The organism is Gracilibacillus sp. Marseille-QA3620 (assembly GCF_054950035.1).
Genome location: NZ_CM143102.1, coordinates 1159561 through 1175982, shown reverse-complemented (window position 1 = coordinate 1175982; position 16422 = coordinate 1159561). Strand labels below are relative to the sequence as shown.

The following is a 16422-nucleotide window of genomic DNA, read 5'->3' as shown; positions in this document are numbered from 1 at the left end:
GGAATGTTGATGAACACTGATGCTGAAGTAGTTCAATTGGGCGGCCATACGGCCAGAAAAACTTTTTGGGTAGCACTTCTTAGCGGATTCTTATTCTTTGGGGGACTCTTAACCTACTTCGGCATGAGCGGTACCATCTTTGCCGCTGCCATTGGCGGCATGGGAGAATTCAACGTCAAGTTTGATCGTATGGAAGGGACGGATTTCAAGCTATTGGGCGGATTAGCTGATACAGCCGAAAAGAAAAATGGCGCAGTCGTTGCGACAAACAGAATCAAAGACGTAAAAATCCAAGGTTTGGTCATCACAAAGGAGATTCCCGCTCTTGGTGTACGTGTTGTCGTTAAATCCGATCCTAAACAAACCGTCGAAATCAAAGGACTCATTCAAAAGGCAACCCAAATTGACGGCGATGCCAAATTTGAGAAGCTGACCATGCAAGAAAACTATGTAGGAGACATTAAGGACCCGCAAGAGAAAATTGCGGAAGAATTCACCCAAGTTGCTCCAAAAATTGTCTTAACAGATGCAACACTAAAAACGCTTTATCTTTATCAGGATTCTTTAACCTTGCCTGGCATGAAAGTTTATTTCGAGAAATTGTAATCTATCAAATATGGAATTGGGATGATGATCATGGCTAAATCACTTTCAAATAACACAAAGAGACAACGATTCCGTAATTGGAGAAAAAGCCGGCCGTTTTGGGGAGCAGCACTTGCTCTCCTTTCCGGCTTAATTATTCTATATGTTCCATTGCAGCTCATTGAGATTGCCGCATTGCCGGGAACGACCCTTTTTATTGGTTTCTTCCTTGGAGGCATGGTCCTGCTCGGCGGAATAATGACTTATATTATGCCGCAATTCTCTGTCTTTTTCGGACCTTTCGTCATGGTCAGTGCCATCCTTTCGATCATGGGGGCGATGGGCGGTCTTGTAATTGGCACTCTGCTCGGTATTATCGGCGGCTCCATGATTATGGCTTGGCGGCCATATCCAAAGGCTTCGGCAAAAAGGAAAAGGAAGGATCAAACGAACAAAGAGGAAAAGAAAATCGCAGCTGGCCAGAATACCGTGATTCATAAATAATACGTTAGGTACTTAGGAATGGTGATGATATTGAATCGTATGAAAAAATCAGTACTAGCAGCCATCATAAGCATCTTCACACTCTATCTCTTCACCGCTTCTTCACCACCGATCTTAGCCAGTTCCTCTGGTACAGACGGATTTATCATAGAAGCTGAAGAAATTACCGGTACATTGGGTGTTCCATTGATTGTCATCGGAGAAACGGCAACCCGCAAGGCAGTGCCGATGATTGACCTAGCAATGGATAATCTCGAGATTAAAGACCTTGTTATCAAGAAGGTCACCCAAACACCCAATGGCCCGGTCACGACAGTCATAAAGTCAGGCGGAGTCACTAAATTAAAGAAAATGAGAGTCCGCATCACCAATATTGAATTAGGAGGCATCTTCATCCCTAAGCTTGGTTATCTCGGAATGAAGGATGTGAAGCTATTAGCCTATAAACAAACAGCAGATTATGCTGACCTGCCAAGCTTCTCCCTAAATTATGAGACCGGAAATGCAAATCAAATGAAGGATGAAGGGGAAGAAGGCTTAAAGAAAATCATTAAAAGCCTCCAAAACGGCGGCAAGAAAGAGGAAGATGAACAAGAAGAAGCAGATGAGGAGAAAGATTCAACAACTGATGAGGAAAAACAGCCTGATGAGCAGATAAATACGGATAAGGAAAAGCCCGAAGAACCTGCGAAACCAGATGCTGACCCTAAGACAGACCCAGCTGATGAAGAAGAAACGGCAGACGATCCTGAAACAGAAGCACCAGCCGAGCCAGGGAAAGAGGAAGATGAGGTGAAGCCTGAAGACCCGCCAAATGAAGAGCCTCCACCTGATCAAGGAGAGAAGGACAATGGCGATCAAGCTCCAGGTGATTCAAATACACAGATAACGAAGTAAAGCTGCCAAACCGGCAGCTTTTCATTATATCTTTATTATTCGGGAAAACGATAGATTTCAAGTGGAGTATCACTTTTCACATATAAAGGATGTCTTGGATGGCCATCCTTTGTTACGCCAAGACAATAGGGTGTATAGCCTTTGAACCACTCTGCCAGTTCACCATAATCCTTATGATGGATCGTACAATTCTCTCCCCACCCTACCAGTATTTTCGCCCCGCTGTGCAAGGCATTCTCAAGATAGAATTGGTTCTCTGGACCAGTCGCTTCTTCCATGGATAATTCCTTCAGCTCCCTCCAGTTTGTGGAACGATAAGCATACACATTTACGAGCTCCATGGAGCCGCAATCCATTTTCTTTGCAAAGGAGATGCAACGCTGCGTTGTCCGGTCATCAAGGGCTTCATCTGCCGTGCTAGGATTTAAAAGGACAAAAACGGCTTTATTTAAATTATAGTTATCCCATTCCCTTTTAAGAGAATACCGATAATTCCCTTTAATGATAGCGCTATATTTCAAACCATCTCCTCCTCCCGTCTCTTCTTACTATATATAATCTGCCTCCCTCACTTTTATGATGGGGACACCATTTATATTTTGGCAAAGAAAAGACAAAACACCTGACCCTTAAGTAAGAGGGGCAGTAAAGCTTACAAAACGAAGGCAAACAGCACAGGGAGTGAAATCAAGCTTAGAACGGTTGTCACAAATGTACACACGGAAACAAACTCCGGTTCGGTGTTAAATTGAATGGCATACATCGTCGTATTAGCAGCAGACGGCATTCCTGCCATAATAACCATCAATTGTTTGAGCAGCGTATCCACCGGGAGAAAATAAGCGATTTCCCATGCAATGACAGGAGCAGCAGCTAGCTTAATCATGACGGCGTATAATATTTTTTCTCTCTCCACATTCTTTAAGGAAATCTTCGCAAGCTGCATTCCTAAGACAAGCATAATGGTCGGAATAGCTGCATTCCCAACAAGGTCTATTGTTGTCATGAATGAGGATCCAATCGTGATGCCAGTGACTTGGAAGAGCCAGCCTGCCAATGCTCCATAAACGATTGGCATCCTCATCACTACACCAAGCGTATCCTTAAAGCCTCCGCCAATATCGCTGCCGCGTGCGGCAAAATAGATGCCGACTGTTGCCATTACAATGGTCTGAATCACCATTAGAATAACAGCGTAATCAAAACCAGCCGCTCCAAATAGCAATAAAGCTACCGGGGTACCATAATTTCCATTATTCATAAAAACAGAGCCAAGAATGAGCCCGCATTTCTCCTTAATGGAATACCCTCTAATATAGGAAATAAGATAAATGATTAGAATCAATGCGATGCAAAGGGTCAATGCAAATACCGTGATATACAAATAATCGATGTTTACGATATTCGTATAAAAGGTCTTAAATACAAGGACCGGGGTCATAATATACAAGGACATGGCTGATATGGATTTCGGGTCAAACCCGATTTTTTTCTCTCCTATGTAGCCTAGAATAAAAATCGCAAAGACAGGAATTAATACATTAAAAAAAGCCAACTTTCTTACCCTTCTCTCTTCCATTTCCTGATACAAGTACTACTTTGACTATATCACAACGAAGAGCCGCTAAACCCCCGTCAATAAATTTCTGGTAAACTTTCATATTTTTTCAATGCAATGATAATGATATGATAATAGAAAAAAACGCCATTTTGGGGGAATTGAAATGAATATGGGGCAGCAATTATTTACGCCTTATAAAGGTTTACCGAAGGAGATTTACATCATTTTTGTTGCCAGGGTCATGAACAGTCTTGGTGGATTTGTTAATCCATTGCTTGTATTAATCCTAACTCAGAAAGTCGGCTTGGATACAGGCATTGCTGGTACATATATTACCTTTATCTCCTTCATCGCTGTACCCGGGATGATTCTTGGAGGAAAGCTGGCCGATTCATTTGGCCGGAAATGGATTATCTGCATCTGCCAAGGATTGGGGGCATCCATTTACATCGCTGCTGGATTTATCTCCCCTTCCATGACAATGGTCTATATGATCATGGGAGCATCCTTTTTCTTCATCATGTGTTCACCAGCCTATGATGCCATTCTTGCAGATCTCACAAACCCGGATAATCGGAAAGGGGCCTATTCCCTCCTATATATGGGTTGGAACTTAGGGTTTGCCATCGGTCCCGCCATAGCCGGCCTGCTGTTCAAAGATTATCTATCTCTTATCTTCCTCATTGACGGCATATGTACCCTGCTCGCAACCACACTGATTGTTATCTTCATTAAAGAATCAAAAAGCGCAGCTGTAGAGCCAGAAAGAATATTAGAGCGTACCGTCGAAGGCTCCATCTTCAAGGTCCTGCTTTCACGACCGCTTTTGATTATGTTCGCCCTAATCCTGCTTTGCATCGAGTTTGCCTATACACAGTGGTCCTTCTCTATTCCTCTGCATTTAGGTGAATTATTCGGGGATGTCGGTGCTTCTTATTTCGGCATTCTTGCTTCCTTCAACGGAATCTTAGTGATTGTCTTTACACCGTTTCTGACGAAAATCACCCAGAAAGCCCGTCCAATCCGTGTTATTGCAGGAGGTGCCCTTTGTTATGCCCTTGCCTTTGGCATGCTTGCTTTTACAATGATTCTCCCCTTGTTCTATTTATCTATCTTCATCATGACTGTCGGAGAGATTCTAATCGCCATCAACGCATCCACATTCATGGCTAATATGACACCCGCATCCCATAGAGGAAGGATGAGCAGCATTCTTCCTCTCGTTATCGGAACAGGGAATGCAGTCAGTCCAATGGTTATGGGGAATTATATTTCAGCCAATTCAATTGCCTCGGCATGGATCATGATTGGCACACTCAGCTTGCTGTCAGCGGCTTTGATGTGGTTTTTGCAAAACGTTGCGAATAAATATTTTCCCCCTGCTCCAAGTAATAAGATCTCTCATTAAATAGAAAAAAGAGGCTGAGGCATAACTAAATTCGCTGTATCCCAAACCATATGATCAATTGTATAAAGCAAAAAAACCGAACTATTACGAATGATGCTTAAACGGCCCTTCATAATAGTTCGGCTTTTAAAATGGCTGAAACCTTTTATCCCAGTCTCATTTACATATAAATTTTACTTATACCCAATTTTTTTTACTTTATTCTACTTAAACCGACATATTTTTCAAAATATTCCCGAATATTATTTATGTTCAGATATAGAAATAGAACAGTAGATAAAAGGGGAGTCTTCTTATCATGAGAATGATTAAGAATTTTGTTTACAATCACAGCTATACGATTATATTCATTATTTTATGTTATCTCGTCGCTCTAGCCAGCATTTTCAGTTAATCGTATTTCAAAAAATTATGTATGCATTACTGCACTTGCTTCTTGCGTATAATCATATGGAGGCATTTCTCGTTGCTTCACAGCATCAATAATTTTGTAATTCCCATGTCGTACAACCGTTCTTGTTGTTTCAAGTTTCAATTCATTTGCATATGCCTGCGAGATTTCAACAATACAGGTTACTTCTCTCAGCGAGATGATTTGGCCAATGACAAATAAGTTGCCTCTCTTGAAATGAATCACATCACCAATCTTGCCAATTTCCTTTTGTGCATGCATGGCTCAAAATCTCCTTTTCACTAAATTGTTATTGGTCAAATAAGCAATCACATAGTTACTATCGGAGAGCTTTCATGAATATTTACACTTAAGTTTGATTTTTTCATTTGTGCATTTTCCTTATTTTGGTTAAAATCAAAGAAAAGAACTGTTATCGATCCATATTGCCTTAAAGGAAGGTGTAGTTATTGGAACATCAGCAGTTATTCTTTTCCAGTGATATGAGCAGTCATAAACCGAATACGATCCACAACAAATCGACTGAGTGTCCCTTCTGCAAGCCGGATGAATTACAAAATATTCTGGCAAGAGAAGGAGAAATCATTTGGCTCATGAACAAGTATCCCACCCTTAAAGATACGTACCAAACCGTCATCATCGAAACAGATGAATGCACCTCAGATATGAGGAGTTACTCCCGGTCACATATGAGGAGATTAATGAACTTCTGCCTGAATAAATGGCAGGAGGTCGAGGATACAGAGGAGTATGAATCTGTCATCTTATTCAAGAATCATGGACCATATTCAGGAGGAAGCCTCCTTCATCCCCATATGCAAATCATCGGAATGAAGCATGTAGATTACCATCAAAATATCAGCATGACTGACTTCGAAGGAACAAATGTCTTTACCTGCAGGGGTGTAGAGATGACCATTTCCGCATACCCCATCATTGGGTTTACGGAATTTAATCTCCTGACCGCAGCAGACAATGTGGCAGATACGCTTCCTGATATGCTGCAAATACTTATCCGCTATATATTAAATGGCTTTCATAAAGCCTGCAATAGCTATAATCTATTCTTTTACCGCTTCCAAGATAAAATCATTTGCAAGGCCATCCCACGTTTTGTTGTCTCTCCATTATTTGTCGGATACAAGATTCCACAGGTCCTAATGGATAGAGATTTGAATCGTATGAAAGATGAGCTATTTGAACTTTATTCAGCCTATGCTAGGAGCTAGCATGCTTAGCCTGCCAGCTAGGCTTATTTTATTGGTACTTGACCTTTTCCGCATTCCTGAAACAGCCCTCCAAACACTTGATGGCTTATATTGAAAACATGAGAAACTTACCATTATGAGCATAATAAAAAGCGGAATGCATCGCATCCGCCCCAAATGTCTCCATTACACCATATTTTCTTCAAAGGAATCGTCACACGGAATCAAAAAAGGATGTGTGTTACTAACAAACACCGCCTGGTTCCACTCATCCCGAGCGACCTCCATTCAATGTGGCTGCGAGTCGTTCATTCTGCCGTTAGAATAGATCTATCCGGCACTGTCAAACGGTTGAGCTATCATTTATGAGAATGATTTCTACATTGGCCAATCGTATACTTTCCGTTTCTCTCGCAAAAAGGACTTCGCTTATACACTGGGACAATCATGCTCCTATTTCTTCAGCTTTTTACGTTCTTCGTCTTCCATTTAATATATTCTACTAATGCCCTGTATTCTTCCATGTCCTCCTTTTCAATCACAGTCGTCTTCAATTCCTCAATCAAATCAATCAGCTCTTCATTCAGGTTTTCACTTTGATCCATTTGCTGCTCAATCTTCAGCAATGTCTTCAAATCAACATGCAAGACGAGCGCAAGCCTCTTAAGAACTTCAATGGAAGGATTCTGATTGACGCCCCGCTCGATATTGCTCAAATAAGATTTCGATATCCCCGCATTTACTGCCAGCTGAGTCAAGGTCATCCCTTTTCTCTTCCGTATTTGCTGAATGTTTTTTCCAATCATGGAAGTCTCCTTTCCGAAATGGATCCGGCCTTTTTTAGGCAATCGACGACTTAACCTATCAATTTAAACGATCTATGTCTTGACAGAGTCAATAACTCGCATTGGTATTAAAACCGCCACCCTTTTCTTTCTTATACACCCTTGCTGGAACCGCTAAAGCCTGTGCAAATTCAGGAACATCCGCTGTCACCGTTGCACCTGCTCCCACTACAGCCCAGCGCCCAATTTCCACATCGGGTATAACCGTTGCATTCGCCCCAACCAATACACCTTGGTTTACTTTAACCCCGCTAGTCAAGCATGCACGCGGTGATATTTGGACAAAATCATCTATATGACAATCATGTTCAACGACAGAAGCGGTATTAATGATGCCGTGCTTGCCAATCTTCGCCTCCGCATTCACGATGGCCCCCGGCATCACGACCGTGCCAACTCCTATCTCAGCATTCGGGCTCACGATCGCACGCTTGGAAATGACGGATGTATAGCAGTCATCCGCTAGATTCAACTGATTAACCACCGTTTTTCTTGTTAAATTATCACTAATTGTGATAACGAGCCTCGCACAGAACACATGACTTAAGAGAGATTTAGCCGCAGCAATCGGCCCATAATAAATGTCACCCTTCTTAAACAGCTTTTCATATCGGTTATCCAAGTACGCAGCAATCCTGTCAGGAGCTGTGCTTTCAATCATATCTTTGACAACCTTGCTATGACTGTCATCTCCCACTAATATATAATTCATCTAATTCCCACTCCTTGAGTTCGGACGGTTTCAGTATAGAAACACAGTCGTCTCCCCCTTCGATTCACTTCCTTATGATGATATTTCTGGTATTCAAGGACAATAAGTAAGATTAACCAAGAGCTATGAAAGCACATTGAAATCCTACTCTCCATCCCACAACGCTATCATCACATCAAAAAGCAATGGCTTATGTACAGTACATGGTTAAGAACGTTATTATTCTTCCTACCCTTCTTTTCCTTTAATCATTCGGAAAGACATTCCTAAATAATGGAAAACAAGTATCAGGGCAGGTAAATAAAACGATCAGGTCTTTCAGCCAAGCTATTCAATTTCATAGGGGGTACTCATATTATAAAGCAAATAATCTATCATCGATATGTCAGGAGGGAACATATTTCAATAGAATTGTATACAAAGCTTCAATAGGACAATCTCTCGCAACCATCTCCTTATTCAGCAAACCCGCTAAATTCTTTATTAAGAACGATAAGATCAAATAAACCAACGTTTCCATCATTGGACAGGAATGTGCCAGGATTGTTATCTGACCTCTGAATCAGTGATTGCTGTTAGATTTATACAAAATGACACTAAAATTGTTTAGTCATTCGTTCATCCTTATAGCCCTTATATTGAATAGTCAAATGTATACCTTTAAATTGTTCTTTACCAAGAATTTATAGGATAAAAATACCATTTTTCTATCGGACTTGTCAATGTCTCTTCTAAAACAAGAAAAAATTATAGGATTAAATCTAATTAGGAGAGTTTTTGTATACGTACAAAGGGATGAATAATATTTTATTAAAAAAGTCACCAAGGTATATTGACTTTTATCCTGTAAGCATTTATATTAAATATTGTCTTAAACATTTACATATACGATTCCGTAGCTCAGCTGGGAGAGCACCACCTTGACAGGGTGGGGGTCGCTGGTTCGAACCCAGTCGGGATCATACATTTTGAGAAGGCTTAAACCATATGGGTTTAGGCCTTTTTTCTATTGAAATACAATAAACGCGTTAAAATGAGGTGTTGATTTCCGTTACAGGCGCTCGCTTTCCGTGGGGCGTCCGGGGAGCCTCCTCGCCGCTTTCTGCGTCTGTGGGGTCTCCCCTGTCCGCTGCTCCCACAGGAGTCGAGCGCCTTCCACTACAATCAACGGTGTTTGAAGATTGGTTTTATTTCTTAAAAGTGAATTAGTAAGAGACGATTTCTACAAAAAGAACGTACATAAGTTCAAAGAGACGGCATAAGCTCAATGATTCCAATATTTTCAGCTACCTTTAGTGTTTCCAATAAGCTCAAAATGTTCATCAAACCGATTCTCTGTCCGCTTCTGCATTTCTTCATTTGTATGGGAATAGATATCGAGTGTAATTCCGACTCTGGCATGTCCAAGCCGCTCACTAACCACTTTCGGATTCTCTCCCATCCGCATAAGGATCGTTGCATGAGTATGCCTAAGATTGTGAAATGGCATATAAAGAACTTTTGCCAGTTTGATTAGGCGTTGATACTTTCTCAGCAGATTGCACGGTTCCATGTATGTGCCAGCAGAAGAAGCAATAACGATTCCTAATTCATTTGGTTTTTGTCTTTTCTTATACTCCACTAAAGCATCACGGACATCCGGAGAGAGAAAAACTTCTCGTACTGAATGAGCTGTTTTTACTTCCTTCACATATAAGCCCTTCTCATTTGTCCTTACTAATGATTCGACCACATGAATCACACCATTCTCCAGATCAATGTTATTCCATCTAAGCGCCAACAGTTCTCCACGTCTCATTCCAGTGAAAATGGCCAACAGGAATGGAATCAATTCACCCTCCTGCTCACAGACTTCTAAGAAGGTTTTCGCTTCTTCCACCGTCCATATTTGCTTACGCTGTTTATGAACAGTCGGCGGAGTAGCATCACGAGCAGGATTACTCTTGATTAATCCCCATTTCACAGCTTTCTGCAGAGCTTTTGAGAGGAGATTATGCATCTTTCGTACGGTAGCATTCGCCAAACCCTCCTGTAGCTTGGCATCATAGAACTGATCAATGTCATAGGTTGTAATCTTGGATAACGGAGTAGATTTAAAATACGGAATGAGGAAGTGCAGGAGAAAGCAAGAATGAACTGCACCCTATAAAGTAGACAGCTTAATAAAAAGGGATGTGCCGTGTTTATGCGGCGATGAGATGACTTCGGTAAGCTGCCGGAGTCATCTTCTTTAATGTCCATTGCTTTCTCGTATTGTTATAGTCGTTCCATATAATCATCAATCATATATTTTAGTTCCGCCAAACTGTTTGCCTTCTTGTAAGGAACTTCGTCCTTCATATGTCCAAAGAAGGATTCCATAGGGGCGTTGTCCAGGCAGTTTCCCCTTCGTGACATGGACTGTAAGAGCCCCATCTCTTTCACGCAAGACTGATATTCAGGATGCGTGTAATGAAACCCTTGATCCGAATGAATCATTGCTTCTGGATGTAATTGTTTCTCATAAAAGCTTTCTAACTTGGTTAATGTTCGGTAGACTATCTCCATCCGCAGGCTTGTCGAGAGTTCATAGGCGACGATCTCTCGTGTCGCCACATCTTTCACGCAAGACAAATAAGCCGTCTTCCCACCACGGAATTGCAGGTAGGTGATGTCGGTCAAGAAGACTTTCCCTGGTTCCTGTTGGTCAAACTGGCGGTTCAAATGGTTGGGTACCTGACGGTGAACCTCTGTTGCCTTGGCCATCGTAGGGTAAGGGTTCGCTCTCCGTACCTTGGCAAAAAAGTGAAACTTGCGCATCAATCGAAGGATTTTCTTGTGGTTCATTGGCATTGGCTGACCGGCTTTCTCGGTGACTTCCATATATAAGCCGCGATAACCGATTTTCCCTTGGGCCTCATCATAAATCTCTTTTTGGCGCCATCTATTTCAGCAGATTCATATAGTTCCTTAGGAATGTTCTGCAACCCAGCCAAAAAGTATAATACATTGACTCCCAATTGCTAATCACATCAAATTTGTACTAATATAACAAAAATAGTGCGAGAGAAAGGATAAGAAAAATACTATAGTATAATTAGTGAAAAACTTCACAAATGATATTAATCCAGATATAACAAGGGAAGAAATCTTCCTTTTTGTTTGAAGGCTACCTGGATATTTCAACGATGTAAGCGTTTTAAAGAGAAAGTAAGAAAACTATTGTGTGAGGAGAGTTCAACATGAGTCAACAAAATATGGTTATGGATAAGACCGAGCAGTTCCCATGGATGGACAAGTCACTTTCACCACGTGAGCGTGCTGAGAAGCTTGTTGCTGCTATGACTTTGGAGCAAAAGATTGCCCAGCTGCACGGTGCCATGAATACAATCAACATCTATGACTTGCCGTCTATGGATGAAATGAATATGATGAGCCCTGAGGAGCAAGAGCGCCTTATGGCTCAAATCCAAGTTCAGCGCCATGTTAAGGGTATTGAAGAGTTGGGTATCCCTCGTTTCCGTATTACAAACGGACCTGTAGGCGTAGGTATGGGGGATGGTCATCCAAGCCCGCCAGCTACTGCACTGCCAATGACAATTGGTCTTGCTGCAGGCTTTGATCCTGAGCTAGCGCGTGAGTACGGGGATATCATTGGTTCTGAGACGGCTACGCTTGGCCAGCATGTACTTGAAGGACCAGGGGTTTGCTTGCACAGAACGCCAATCGCAGGTCGTAACTTTGAGTATTTCTCTGAAGATCCATACCTTTCCGGTGTAATGGGCGTTGAGGTTACGAAAGCGATTCAGGAGCATGATGTTATTGCGATGGGTAAACACTTTGCCGTTAACGATCAGGAGTACGAGCGCTTCCGCACAAGTGTTGAGTTGGATGAGCATGTATTGCGCGAGCTTTACCTTCTGCCTTTCGAAATGTTAGTCAAAGACGGTGACATCGCCGCTATGATGAGCGCTTACAACCGTGTTCGCGGTGTGTACGCAACGGAAAGCCGCTACCTTCTTAACGATATCCTTCGTGACGAGTGGGGCTTCCAAGGGTATGTACAATCTGACTTCTGGTCTTGCCGTTCTGCTGCTGCATCATTGAATGCTGGTATGGACCATGAGATGCCGGATGCGAAATGGTTGAACGAGACAAATGTGAAGAATGCCCTTCAAGACACGAGCCTTGAAATTGAAACGATTGACCGTGCATTGGTTCGCCGCTATACACAAATGTTCCGTTTCAATCAATTCGAGCGTCCTTACAATCCAGGTGAGATTGATGCGAAAGGACACGGAGCTAGATCTAGAAAAATCGGTTCACAAACAGCGATTCTTCTAAAAAATGAGGATGAAATGCTGCCACTTGATCCGAAAGCCTATGGCTCCATCGTGATCATCGGTCAATCTGAATTCGTGGATGATGCATGCAACGGCGGCGGCGGTTCTTCCAAGGTAACTCCGCTCTACACTGTACCACCAGTAGAAGGTATGCAGAATGTACTGCAAGGTCTTGGTTCAGACTCTAAAGTCAGCAAGTTCACAGTTGCTTCCGATTTATCAAATCTTGACGAAGCAAAAGCTGCTGCAGCTAAAGCAGACATGGTGATCTTAATGGCTGGTTTGGTTGCCTCTGAAGGCTTTGACTTGCCAACACCAAACATGTTGAACGACCAAAACCGCATGGTTGACGAATTGTTGGATATCAATCCGCAAACTGTTGTTGTCATGAAAGACAGCAGCCCAGTCATGATGCCATGGATTTCTAAAGCTAAAGCAGTTCTTGAAGCTTGGAACCAAGGTACTGAAGATGGTCACGTTGTGGCTGATTTACTCTTCGGTGTAGTTAACCCATCAGGTAAGGTTCCTACAACCTATGCGGCATCTGAAAGCGACCTATTATACGCAGACAAGCCTGAGCGCTACCCTGGTACAGATGAAGGTAACGGCTTCCCAGTTATCCGTTATTCTGAAGGCCTCAACATGGGCTACCGCTGGTTCCAGTCTCAAGGAATCAAGCCATTATTCCCGTTCGGATATGGGCTATCCTACACAACCTTTGAGCTTTCTGGATTCTCAGTCACACCAGAACAAACAGACGGCAAATCTCCTATCACGGTTAAAGTAACCGTAACGAACACAGGAAAAGTGGCTGGAGCTGAAGTTGTTCAAGTATACCTAGGCATTCCTGTCCAAGGACAGCCGCCTAAACGTCTAGTTGGCTTCCAAAAAGTTCACCTAGAGCCTAATGAGTCACGTGAAGTAACAATCACAATTGACCCAGCTGCTACGAACCATCCAATGGGCGTATGGGACTATTATGAACATGACTTCGTCGTAAGACCTGGCGAGTACACTGTATATGTTGGGACTTCCAGCGAAGATACTCCTTATAAAGGCACAGTAGTTGTTGAATAAAAGAAAAAAGGATTGAATCCAATTAGGGTTCAATCCTTTTTTCTAGTTATCATCCTGTTCCTTTACGTTCAGAATCAACATATGATTAATTCCTTGTCTGTTGATATCTCGCCCCCCACTCACACAACTCCTCCAATACCGGCAGCAAAGTATCAGCCTTCTCCGTCAAACTGTATTCCACCTTTGGAGGGATTTGCGGGTATTCCTTCCGTTTCACCAGCCCATCTGCCTCCAATTCCTTTAGTTGCGAACTCAATGTTTTATACGTGATGGCTCCTATCTGCTTTTTTAAAGCATTGAAGCGTACCGGCTGGTTTTCCGCCAGCAGATAAATGATTACCATCTTCCATTTGCCCCCGATGACAGATATGGTGTAACCGAATGGTGTGTCTTCAATCTTTTTCACTTTCCCTTTATACTCCTCCATGCCCATCTTCCCACTATCCTTTCAGGTAGTATCTATCAATAAAGTGCGTACTACCTTTCTATTTGTTTCCAGTTTATACTGAACATACTTTAATGGAAAGGGGTCATAAACATGATTAAAACATATAACCATGGAGTGTCTTGGGAGGAAGCTTTCGGGCTTACGCAAGGTTACATGGCCAATGATACCATCTACATCTCAGGCCAATTTTCTCATAGTATGGATGGATCATTTGTTGGAGAGGGCGATTTTGAGGCACAAGCAAGGCAGACACTGAAAAATCTTGATTCCGTGCTTGCTGGTTTCGGAGTCACCAGATCTAATATTGCTGAGATGGAGATCTTCCTGACAAACCCAGAAGAGCATTTTGAACAGTGTGTCACTCTATTCAAAGAATATGTTGGCGACCACCGGCCAGCTGGTACTCTCGTTGGCACCTCAGGCTTGGCGTTTCCACATCAATTGATTGAAATACGTGCCGTCGCACACACCAACTAACATAAATCTAAAACATGATTTGTTTGATGACAAAGCGGGGAATCGATTCGATCCCCCGCTCCTTACTGAAAATAGTATATAAATCAAGCTGTTTTCTCTAATCCCTCACCATTTCTATCCGCTGATTTCTTCTTTCCTCTTCTCTTTGACACCTTCTTAAACAATCCAGCTAATCCGCTTGGGAAACCGAGAATGACGAAGATGTACAGCAATCCAAGGAGAATGGTCCAACGTTCGAAGATTGGGTAGGTTGAGCCTAGTTCAGATAAATAATGCTGCAGGTATTCGATGATGCCGGCTCCTGCTATGGCACCAACGAGCGTTCCTACTCCGCCAATCATAGTCATTAAGAGGGCATCCAATGTGACATCGATTGAGAAAACAGTCGTGTTGACAAAGCGCAGGGTAACCACGTAAAGCCCTCCACTTACCGCTGCAGTCGTACCGGCGACGATGCTCGCGATAACCTTATAGTGCAGCGTTTTATATCCTAGCGCTTCTGCTCTTTGTTCATTTTGTGATATCGCCTTTAGAACTTTCCCAGCTGAGGATTCGGTGAAAAGTTTTAATAAGATAAATAGAACAATCAGACAAATGAAGGTAATGTAATAGAAAGAGAGACGGTCTCTAAAGAGATTAGGGACCATGAAGGTAAATCCGTCTCCTCCATGGGTCAATGTCCGCCATTTTTCAGCTAGGACAAGGAATAACTGAGAGAAGGCCAATGTTAGCATCGCGTAGAAATGGCTTTTCAATCTAAGCGAGAGCATTCCGATGATATAGCTAATGACGACGGCTAATACAAGGGCGATGGCCATCCCTGCTGCAAATGACATTAGTTCCCCGCCCTGCCTATCAAATAATAATGCCACGCTATAAGCACCAATACCAAAGAAGAGGCAATGGCCAAATGAGACGATTCCGGTATACCCTAACAAAATATCAAAGCTCATCGCGAAAATGGCAAAAATAAAGACCTGTGTGAGTAAAATAAGCATACTTCGCGAATCATTTACAAACGGGATAACAGCCAAGAATGCTACGACAACAAGCCCAATCACAAAAGATCGGTTATTCGATAACACCCGCATCTATACCTCGCCCTCCTCTCCAAACAAACCAGAAGGCTTCACTAATAAGACAAAAGCAAGCAGCAGCATATTGAGCGCCAGAGAAAAGTCAGGCAGATAATAGGCCATAAATGCTCCAGCCAGGCCGACGATCAAGGAAGCGACAGCCGACCCCTTCAAATTGCCCATGCCGCCGATAATGACAACGACAAATGCCAATATCGCATATTGCATCCCCATTTCTGCAAATACGACTCCTGAATAGGGTGCAAGCAAGACACCGCCAAGTGCCGCGACGCCTGCTCCGAGCAAAAACACGAAGGAAAAGAGTGATTTGACATTGATACCAAGGGCTTGCACCATTTCTTTATCCATCACTCCTGCCCTAATCATGAGTCCGAGCTTAGTCTTATTCAAAAGGAGCATTAAGAGAATGTAAATCAAAATACCAACCAGGATAACAAAAAGACGATATTTAATCAAAATGATTCCACCTAATTGATAGCTTCCTGAAAGCCATTCAGGCAATGGGGCTCGAATCGGATTCGGTCCCCAAATAACTTTAAGCATCTCACTTAAGACCAGCATGCCTCCAAGCGTAATCAAGAGTTGTCTGACGTGATTTCCATAGACAGGCCTAATCAGGAATTTCTCTAAAACCCAGCCCAATGCCATTCCAATAACGACGGCACCTAGCATGGATATGAGAAAGCTTCCCGTTTCAGCAAATATCCATACCCCGGAAAAAGCTCCCCAGGCAAACAACCCCCCATGAGCAAAATTCAGGACACTCATTAGGCCAAAGATAAGAGTTAGACCAGAAGCAAGCAGAAAAACAAGCATTCCGGTCGATATTCCATTCACGAATAAATTGACTAAAATGTCCATTGTTCTCT

The 16422-nt window shown here is 42.6% G+C and carries 16 protein-coding genes, 1 tRNA gene and 2 pseudogenes; 8 read left to right on the top strand and 11 right to left on the bottom strand.

The features are described from left to right. Positions 1-9: 9 nt before the first annotated feature. The 3 genes from ACY8DX_RS06045 to ACY8DX_RS06035 are packed head-to-tail and all read left to right on the top strand — an operon-like array spanning position 10 to position 1986. On the top strand, positions 10-606 hold the full coding sequence (locus tag ACY8DX_RS06045; RefSeq protein WP_049671678.1) for a DUF6230 family protein: 597 nt from the start codon (positions 10-12) through the stop codon (positions 604-606). A 30-nt stretch (positions 607-636) separates the two neighbouring features. After that, positions 637-1089, top strand: a complete 453-nt coding sequence (locus tag ACY8DX_RS06040; protein WP_053103768.1) for a DUF6114 domain-containing protein — start codon at positions 637-639, stop codon at positions 1087-1089. A 39-nt stretch (positions 1090-1128) separates the two neighbouring features. Beyond that, complete coding sequence (locus ACY8DX_RS06035; protein ID WP_462406386.1) at positions 1129-1986, top strand: hypothetical protein; 858 nt, start codon at positions 1129-1131, stop codon at positions 1984-1986. A 35-nt stretch (positions 1987-2021) separates the two neighbouring features. Here the strand turns inward: ACY8DX_RS06035 and ACY8DX_RS06030 are convergent, their stop codons facing one another. Beyond that, a complete protein-coding gene (locus tag ACY8DX_RS06030; protein ID WP_462406385.1) occupies positions 2022-2507 on the bottom strand; it encodes a DUF1643 domain-containing protein in 486 nt (161 codons plus the stop codon). A gap of 131 nt (positions 2508-2638) precedes the next feature. After that, on the bottom strand, positions 2639-3541 hold the full coding sequence (locus tag ACY8DX_RS06025; protein ID WP_462406384.1) for an AEC family transporter: 903 nt from the start codon (positions 3539-3541) through the stop codon (positions 2639-2641). Positions 3542-3710: 169 nt separating this feature from the next. Here ACY8DX_RS06025 and ACY8DX_RS06020 point away from each other — a divergent pair, with 169 nt between their 5' ends. Continuing rightward, positions 3711-4955 carry an MFS transporter gene (locus ACY8DX_RS06020; protein WP_462406383.1) on the top strand — a complete coding sequence of 415 codons (1245 nt, stop codon included), beginning with the start codon at positions 3711-3713 and terminating at the stop codon, positions 4953-4955. A 409-nt stretch (positions 4956-5364) separates the two neighbouring features. Here the strand turns inward: ACY8DX_RS06020 and ACY8DX_RS06015 are convergent, their stop codons facing one another. Beyond that, the gene (locus ACY8DX_RS06015) at positions 5365-5628 is read right to left on the bottom strand and encodes a DUF2187 family protein (protein ID WP_462406382.1); all 264 of its coding nucleotides are present in this window, start codon (positions 5626-5628) and stop codon (positions 5365-5367) included. A 188-nt stretch (positions 5629-5816) separates the two neighbouring features. On the opposite strand from ACY8DX_RS06015, the gene ACY8DX_RS06010 reads away from it, so the two are divergent. Next, a complete protein-coding gene (locus tag ACY8DX_RS06010) occupies positions 5817-6596 on the top strand; it encodes a DUF4931 domain-containing protein (protein WP_462406381.1) in 780 nt (259 codons plus the stop codon). Positions 6597-7036: 440 nt separating this feature from the next. On the opposite strand, the gene ACY8DX_RS06005 is transcribed toward ACY8DX_RS06010, so the two are convergent. Together ACY8DX_RS06005 and ACY8DX_RS06000 are read right to left on the bottom strand one after the other, a co-directional pair. Next, positions 7037-7381 carry a helix-turn-helix domain-containing protein gene (locus tag ACY8DX_RS06005; protein WP_049671685.1) on the bottom strand — a complete coding sequence of 115 codons (345 nt, stop codon included), beginning with the start codon at positions 7379-7381 and terminating at the stop codon, positions 7037-7039. A gap of 88 nt (positions 7382-7469) precedes the next feature. After that, on the bottom strand, positions 7470-8132 hold the full coding sequence (locus ACY8DX_RS06000) for an acetyltransferase (RefSeq protein ID WP_462406380.1): 663 nt from the start codon (positions 8130-8132) through the stop codon (positions 7470-7472). Between the two features lie 889 nt (positions 8133-9021). Here ACY8DX_RS06000 and ACY8DX_RS05995 point away from each other — a divergent pair. Next, positions 9022-9094: transfer RNA gene (locus ACY8DX_RS05995), tRNA-Val, on the top strand. Positions 9095-9414: 320 nt separating this feature from the next. On the opposite strand, the gene ACY8DX_RS05990 is transcribed toward ACY8DX_RS05995, so the two are convergent. The 3 genes and pseudogenes from ACY8DX_RS05990 to ACY8DX_RS05980 all read right to left on the bottom strand — a co-directional run. Further along, positions 9415-10155 carry a tyrosine-type recombinase/integrase gene (locus ACY8DX_RS05990; RefSeq protein ID WP_462406379.1) on the bottom strand — a complete coding sequence of 247 codons (741 nt, stop codon included), beginning with the start codon at positions 10153-10155 and terminating at the stop codon, positions 9415-9417. A 160-nt stretch (positions 10156-10315) separates the two neighbouring features. Further along, positions 10316-11045: pseudogene (locus ACY8DX_RS05985) on the bottom strand (IS3 family transposase); the annotation flags it as partial. Beyond that, positions 11033-11131: pseudogene (locus tag ACY8DX_RS05980) on the bottom strand (arabinose transporter permease); the annotation flags it as partial. The pseudogenes ACY8DX_RS05980 and ACY8DX_RS05985, both read right to left, overlap by 13 nt. A 222-nt stretch (positions 11132-11353) precedes the next feature. On the opposite strand from ACY8DX_RS05980, the gene ACY8DX_RS05975 reads away from it, so the two are divergent. Continuing rightward, positions 11354-13531 (top strand): beta-glucosidase family protein, encoded by a 2178-nt coding sequence (locus tag ACY8DX_RS05975; RefSeq protein ID WP_462406378.1) that lies wholly within the window; start codon positions 11354-11356, stop codon positions 13529-13531. An 85-nt stretch (positions 13532-13616) separates the two neighbouring features. Here the strand turns inward: ACY8DX_RS05975 and ACY8DX_RS05970 are convergent, their stop codons facing one another. Next, positions 13617-13964 carry a winged helix-turn-helix transcriptional regulator gene (locus ACY8DX_RS05970; RefSeq protein ID WP_462406377.1) on the bottom strand — a complete coding sequence of 116 codons (348 nt, stop codon included), beginning with the start codon at positions 13962-13964 and terminating at the stop codon, positions 13617-13619. 105 nt (positions 13965-14069) lie between these two features. On the opposite strand from ACY8DX_RS05970, the gene ACY8DX_RS05965 reads away from it, so the two are divergent. Then, positions 14070-14456: a RidA family protein gene (locus ACY8DX_RS05965; protein WP_462406376.1), complete on the top strand. Its 387-nt coding sequence runs from the start codon at positions 14070-14072 to the stop codon at positions 14454-14456. Positions 14457-14539: 83 nt separating this feature from the next. On the opposite strand, the gene ACY8DX_RS05960 is transcribed toward ACY8DX_RS05965, so the two are convergent. Next, entirely contained in the window at positions 14540-15547 is a 1008-nt protein-coding gene (locus ACY8DX_RS05960; RefSeq protein WP_439802542.1) for a branched-chain amino acid ABC transporter permease, read from the bottom strand. Beyond that, entirely contained in the window at positions 15548-16414 is an 867-nt protein-coding gene (locus ACY8DX_RS05955) for a branched-chain amino acid ABC transporter permease (RefSeq protein ID WP_049671692.1), read from the bottom strand. Positions 16415-16422: the final 8 nt, after the last annotated feature.

Coding starts and splice junctions, on each gene's coding strand:
- ACY8DX_RS06045 (WP_049671678.1), top strand. CDS start 10: ATGAACACTGATGCTGAAGTAGTTCAATTGGGCGGCCATACGGCCAGA.
- ACY8DX_RS06040 (WP_053103768.1), top strand. CDS start 637: ATGGCTAAATCACTTTCAAATAACACAAAGAGACAACGATTCCGTAAT.
- ACY8DX_RS06035 (WP_462406386.1), top strand. CDS start 1,129: ATGAAAAAATCAGTACTAGCAGCCATCATAAGCATCTTCACACTCTAT.
- ACY8DX_RS06020 (WP_462406383.1), top strand. CDS start 3,711: ATGAATATGGGGCAGCAATTATTTACGCCTTATAAAGGTTTACCGAAG.
- ACY8DX_RS06015 (WP_462406382.1), bottom strand. CDS start 5,628: ATGCATGCACAAAAGGAAATTGGCAAGATTGGTGATGTGATTCATTTC.
- ACY8DX_RS06005 (WP_049671685.1), bottom strand. CDS start 7,381: ATGATTGGAAAAAACATTCAGCAAATACGGAAGAGAAAAGGGATGACC.
- ACY8DX_RS06000 (WP_462406380.1), bottom strand. CDS start 8,132: ATGAATTATATATTAGTGGGAGATGACAGTCATAGCAAGGTTGTCAAA.
- ACY8DX_RS05975 (WP_462406378.1), top strand. CDS start 11,354: ATGAGTCAACAAAATATGGTTATGGATAAGACCGAGCAGTTCCCATGG.
- ACY8DX_RS05970 (WP_462406377.1), bottom strand. CDS start 13,964: ATGGGCATGGAGGAGTATAAAGGGAAAGTGAAAAAGATTGAAGACACA.
- ACY8DX_RS05965 (WP_462406376.1), top strand. CDS start 14,070: ATGATTAAAACATATAACCATGGAGTGTCTTGGGAGGAAGCTTTCGGG.
- ACY8DX_RS05960 (WP_439802542.1), bottom strand. CDS start 15,547: ATGCGGGTGTTATCGAATAACCGATCTTTTGTGATTGGGCTTGTTGTC.
- ACY8DX_RS05955 (WP_049671692.1), bottom strand. CDS start 16,414: ATGGACATTTTAGTCAATTTATTCGTGAATGGAATATCGACCGGAATG.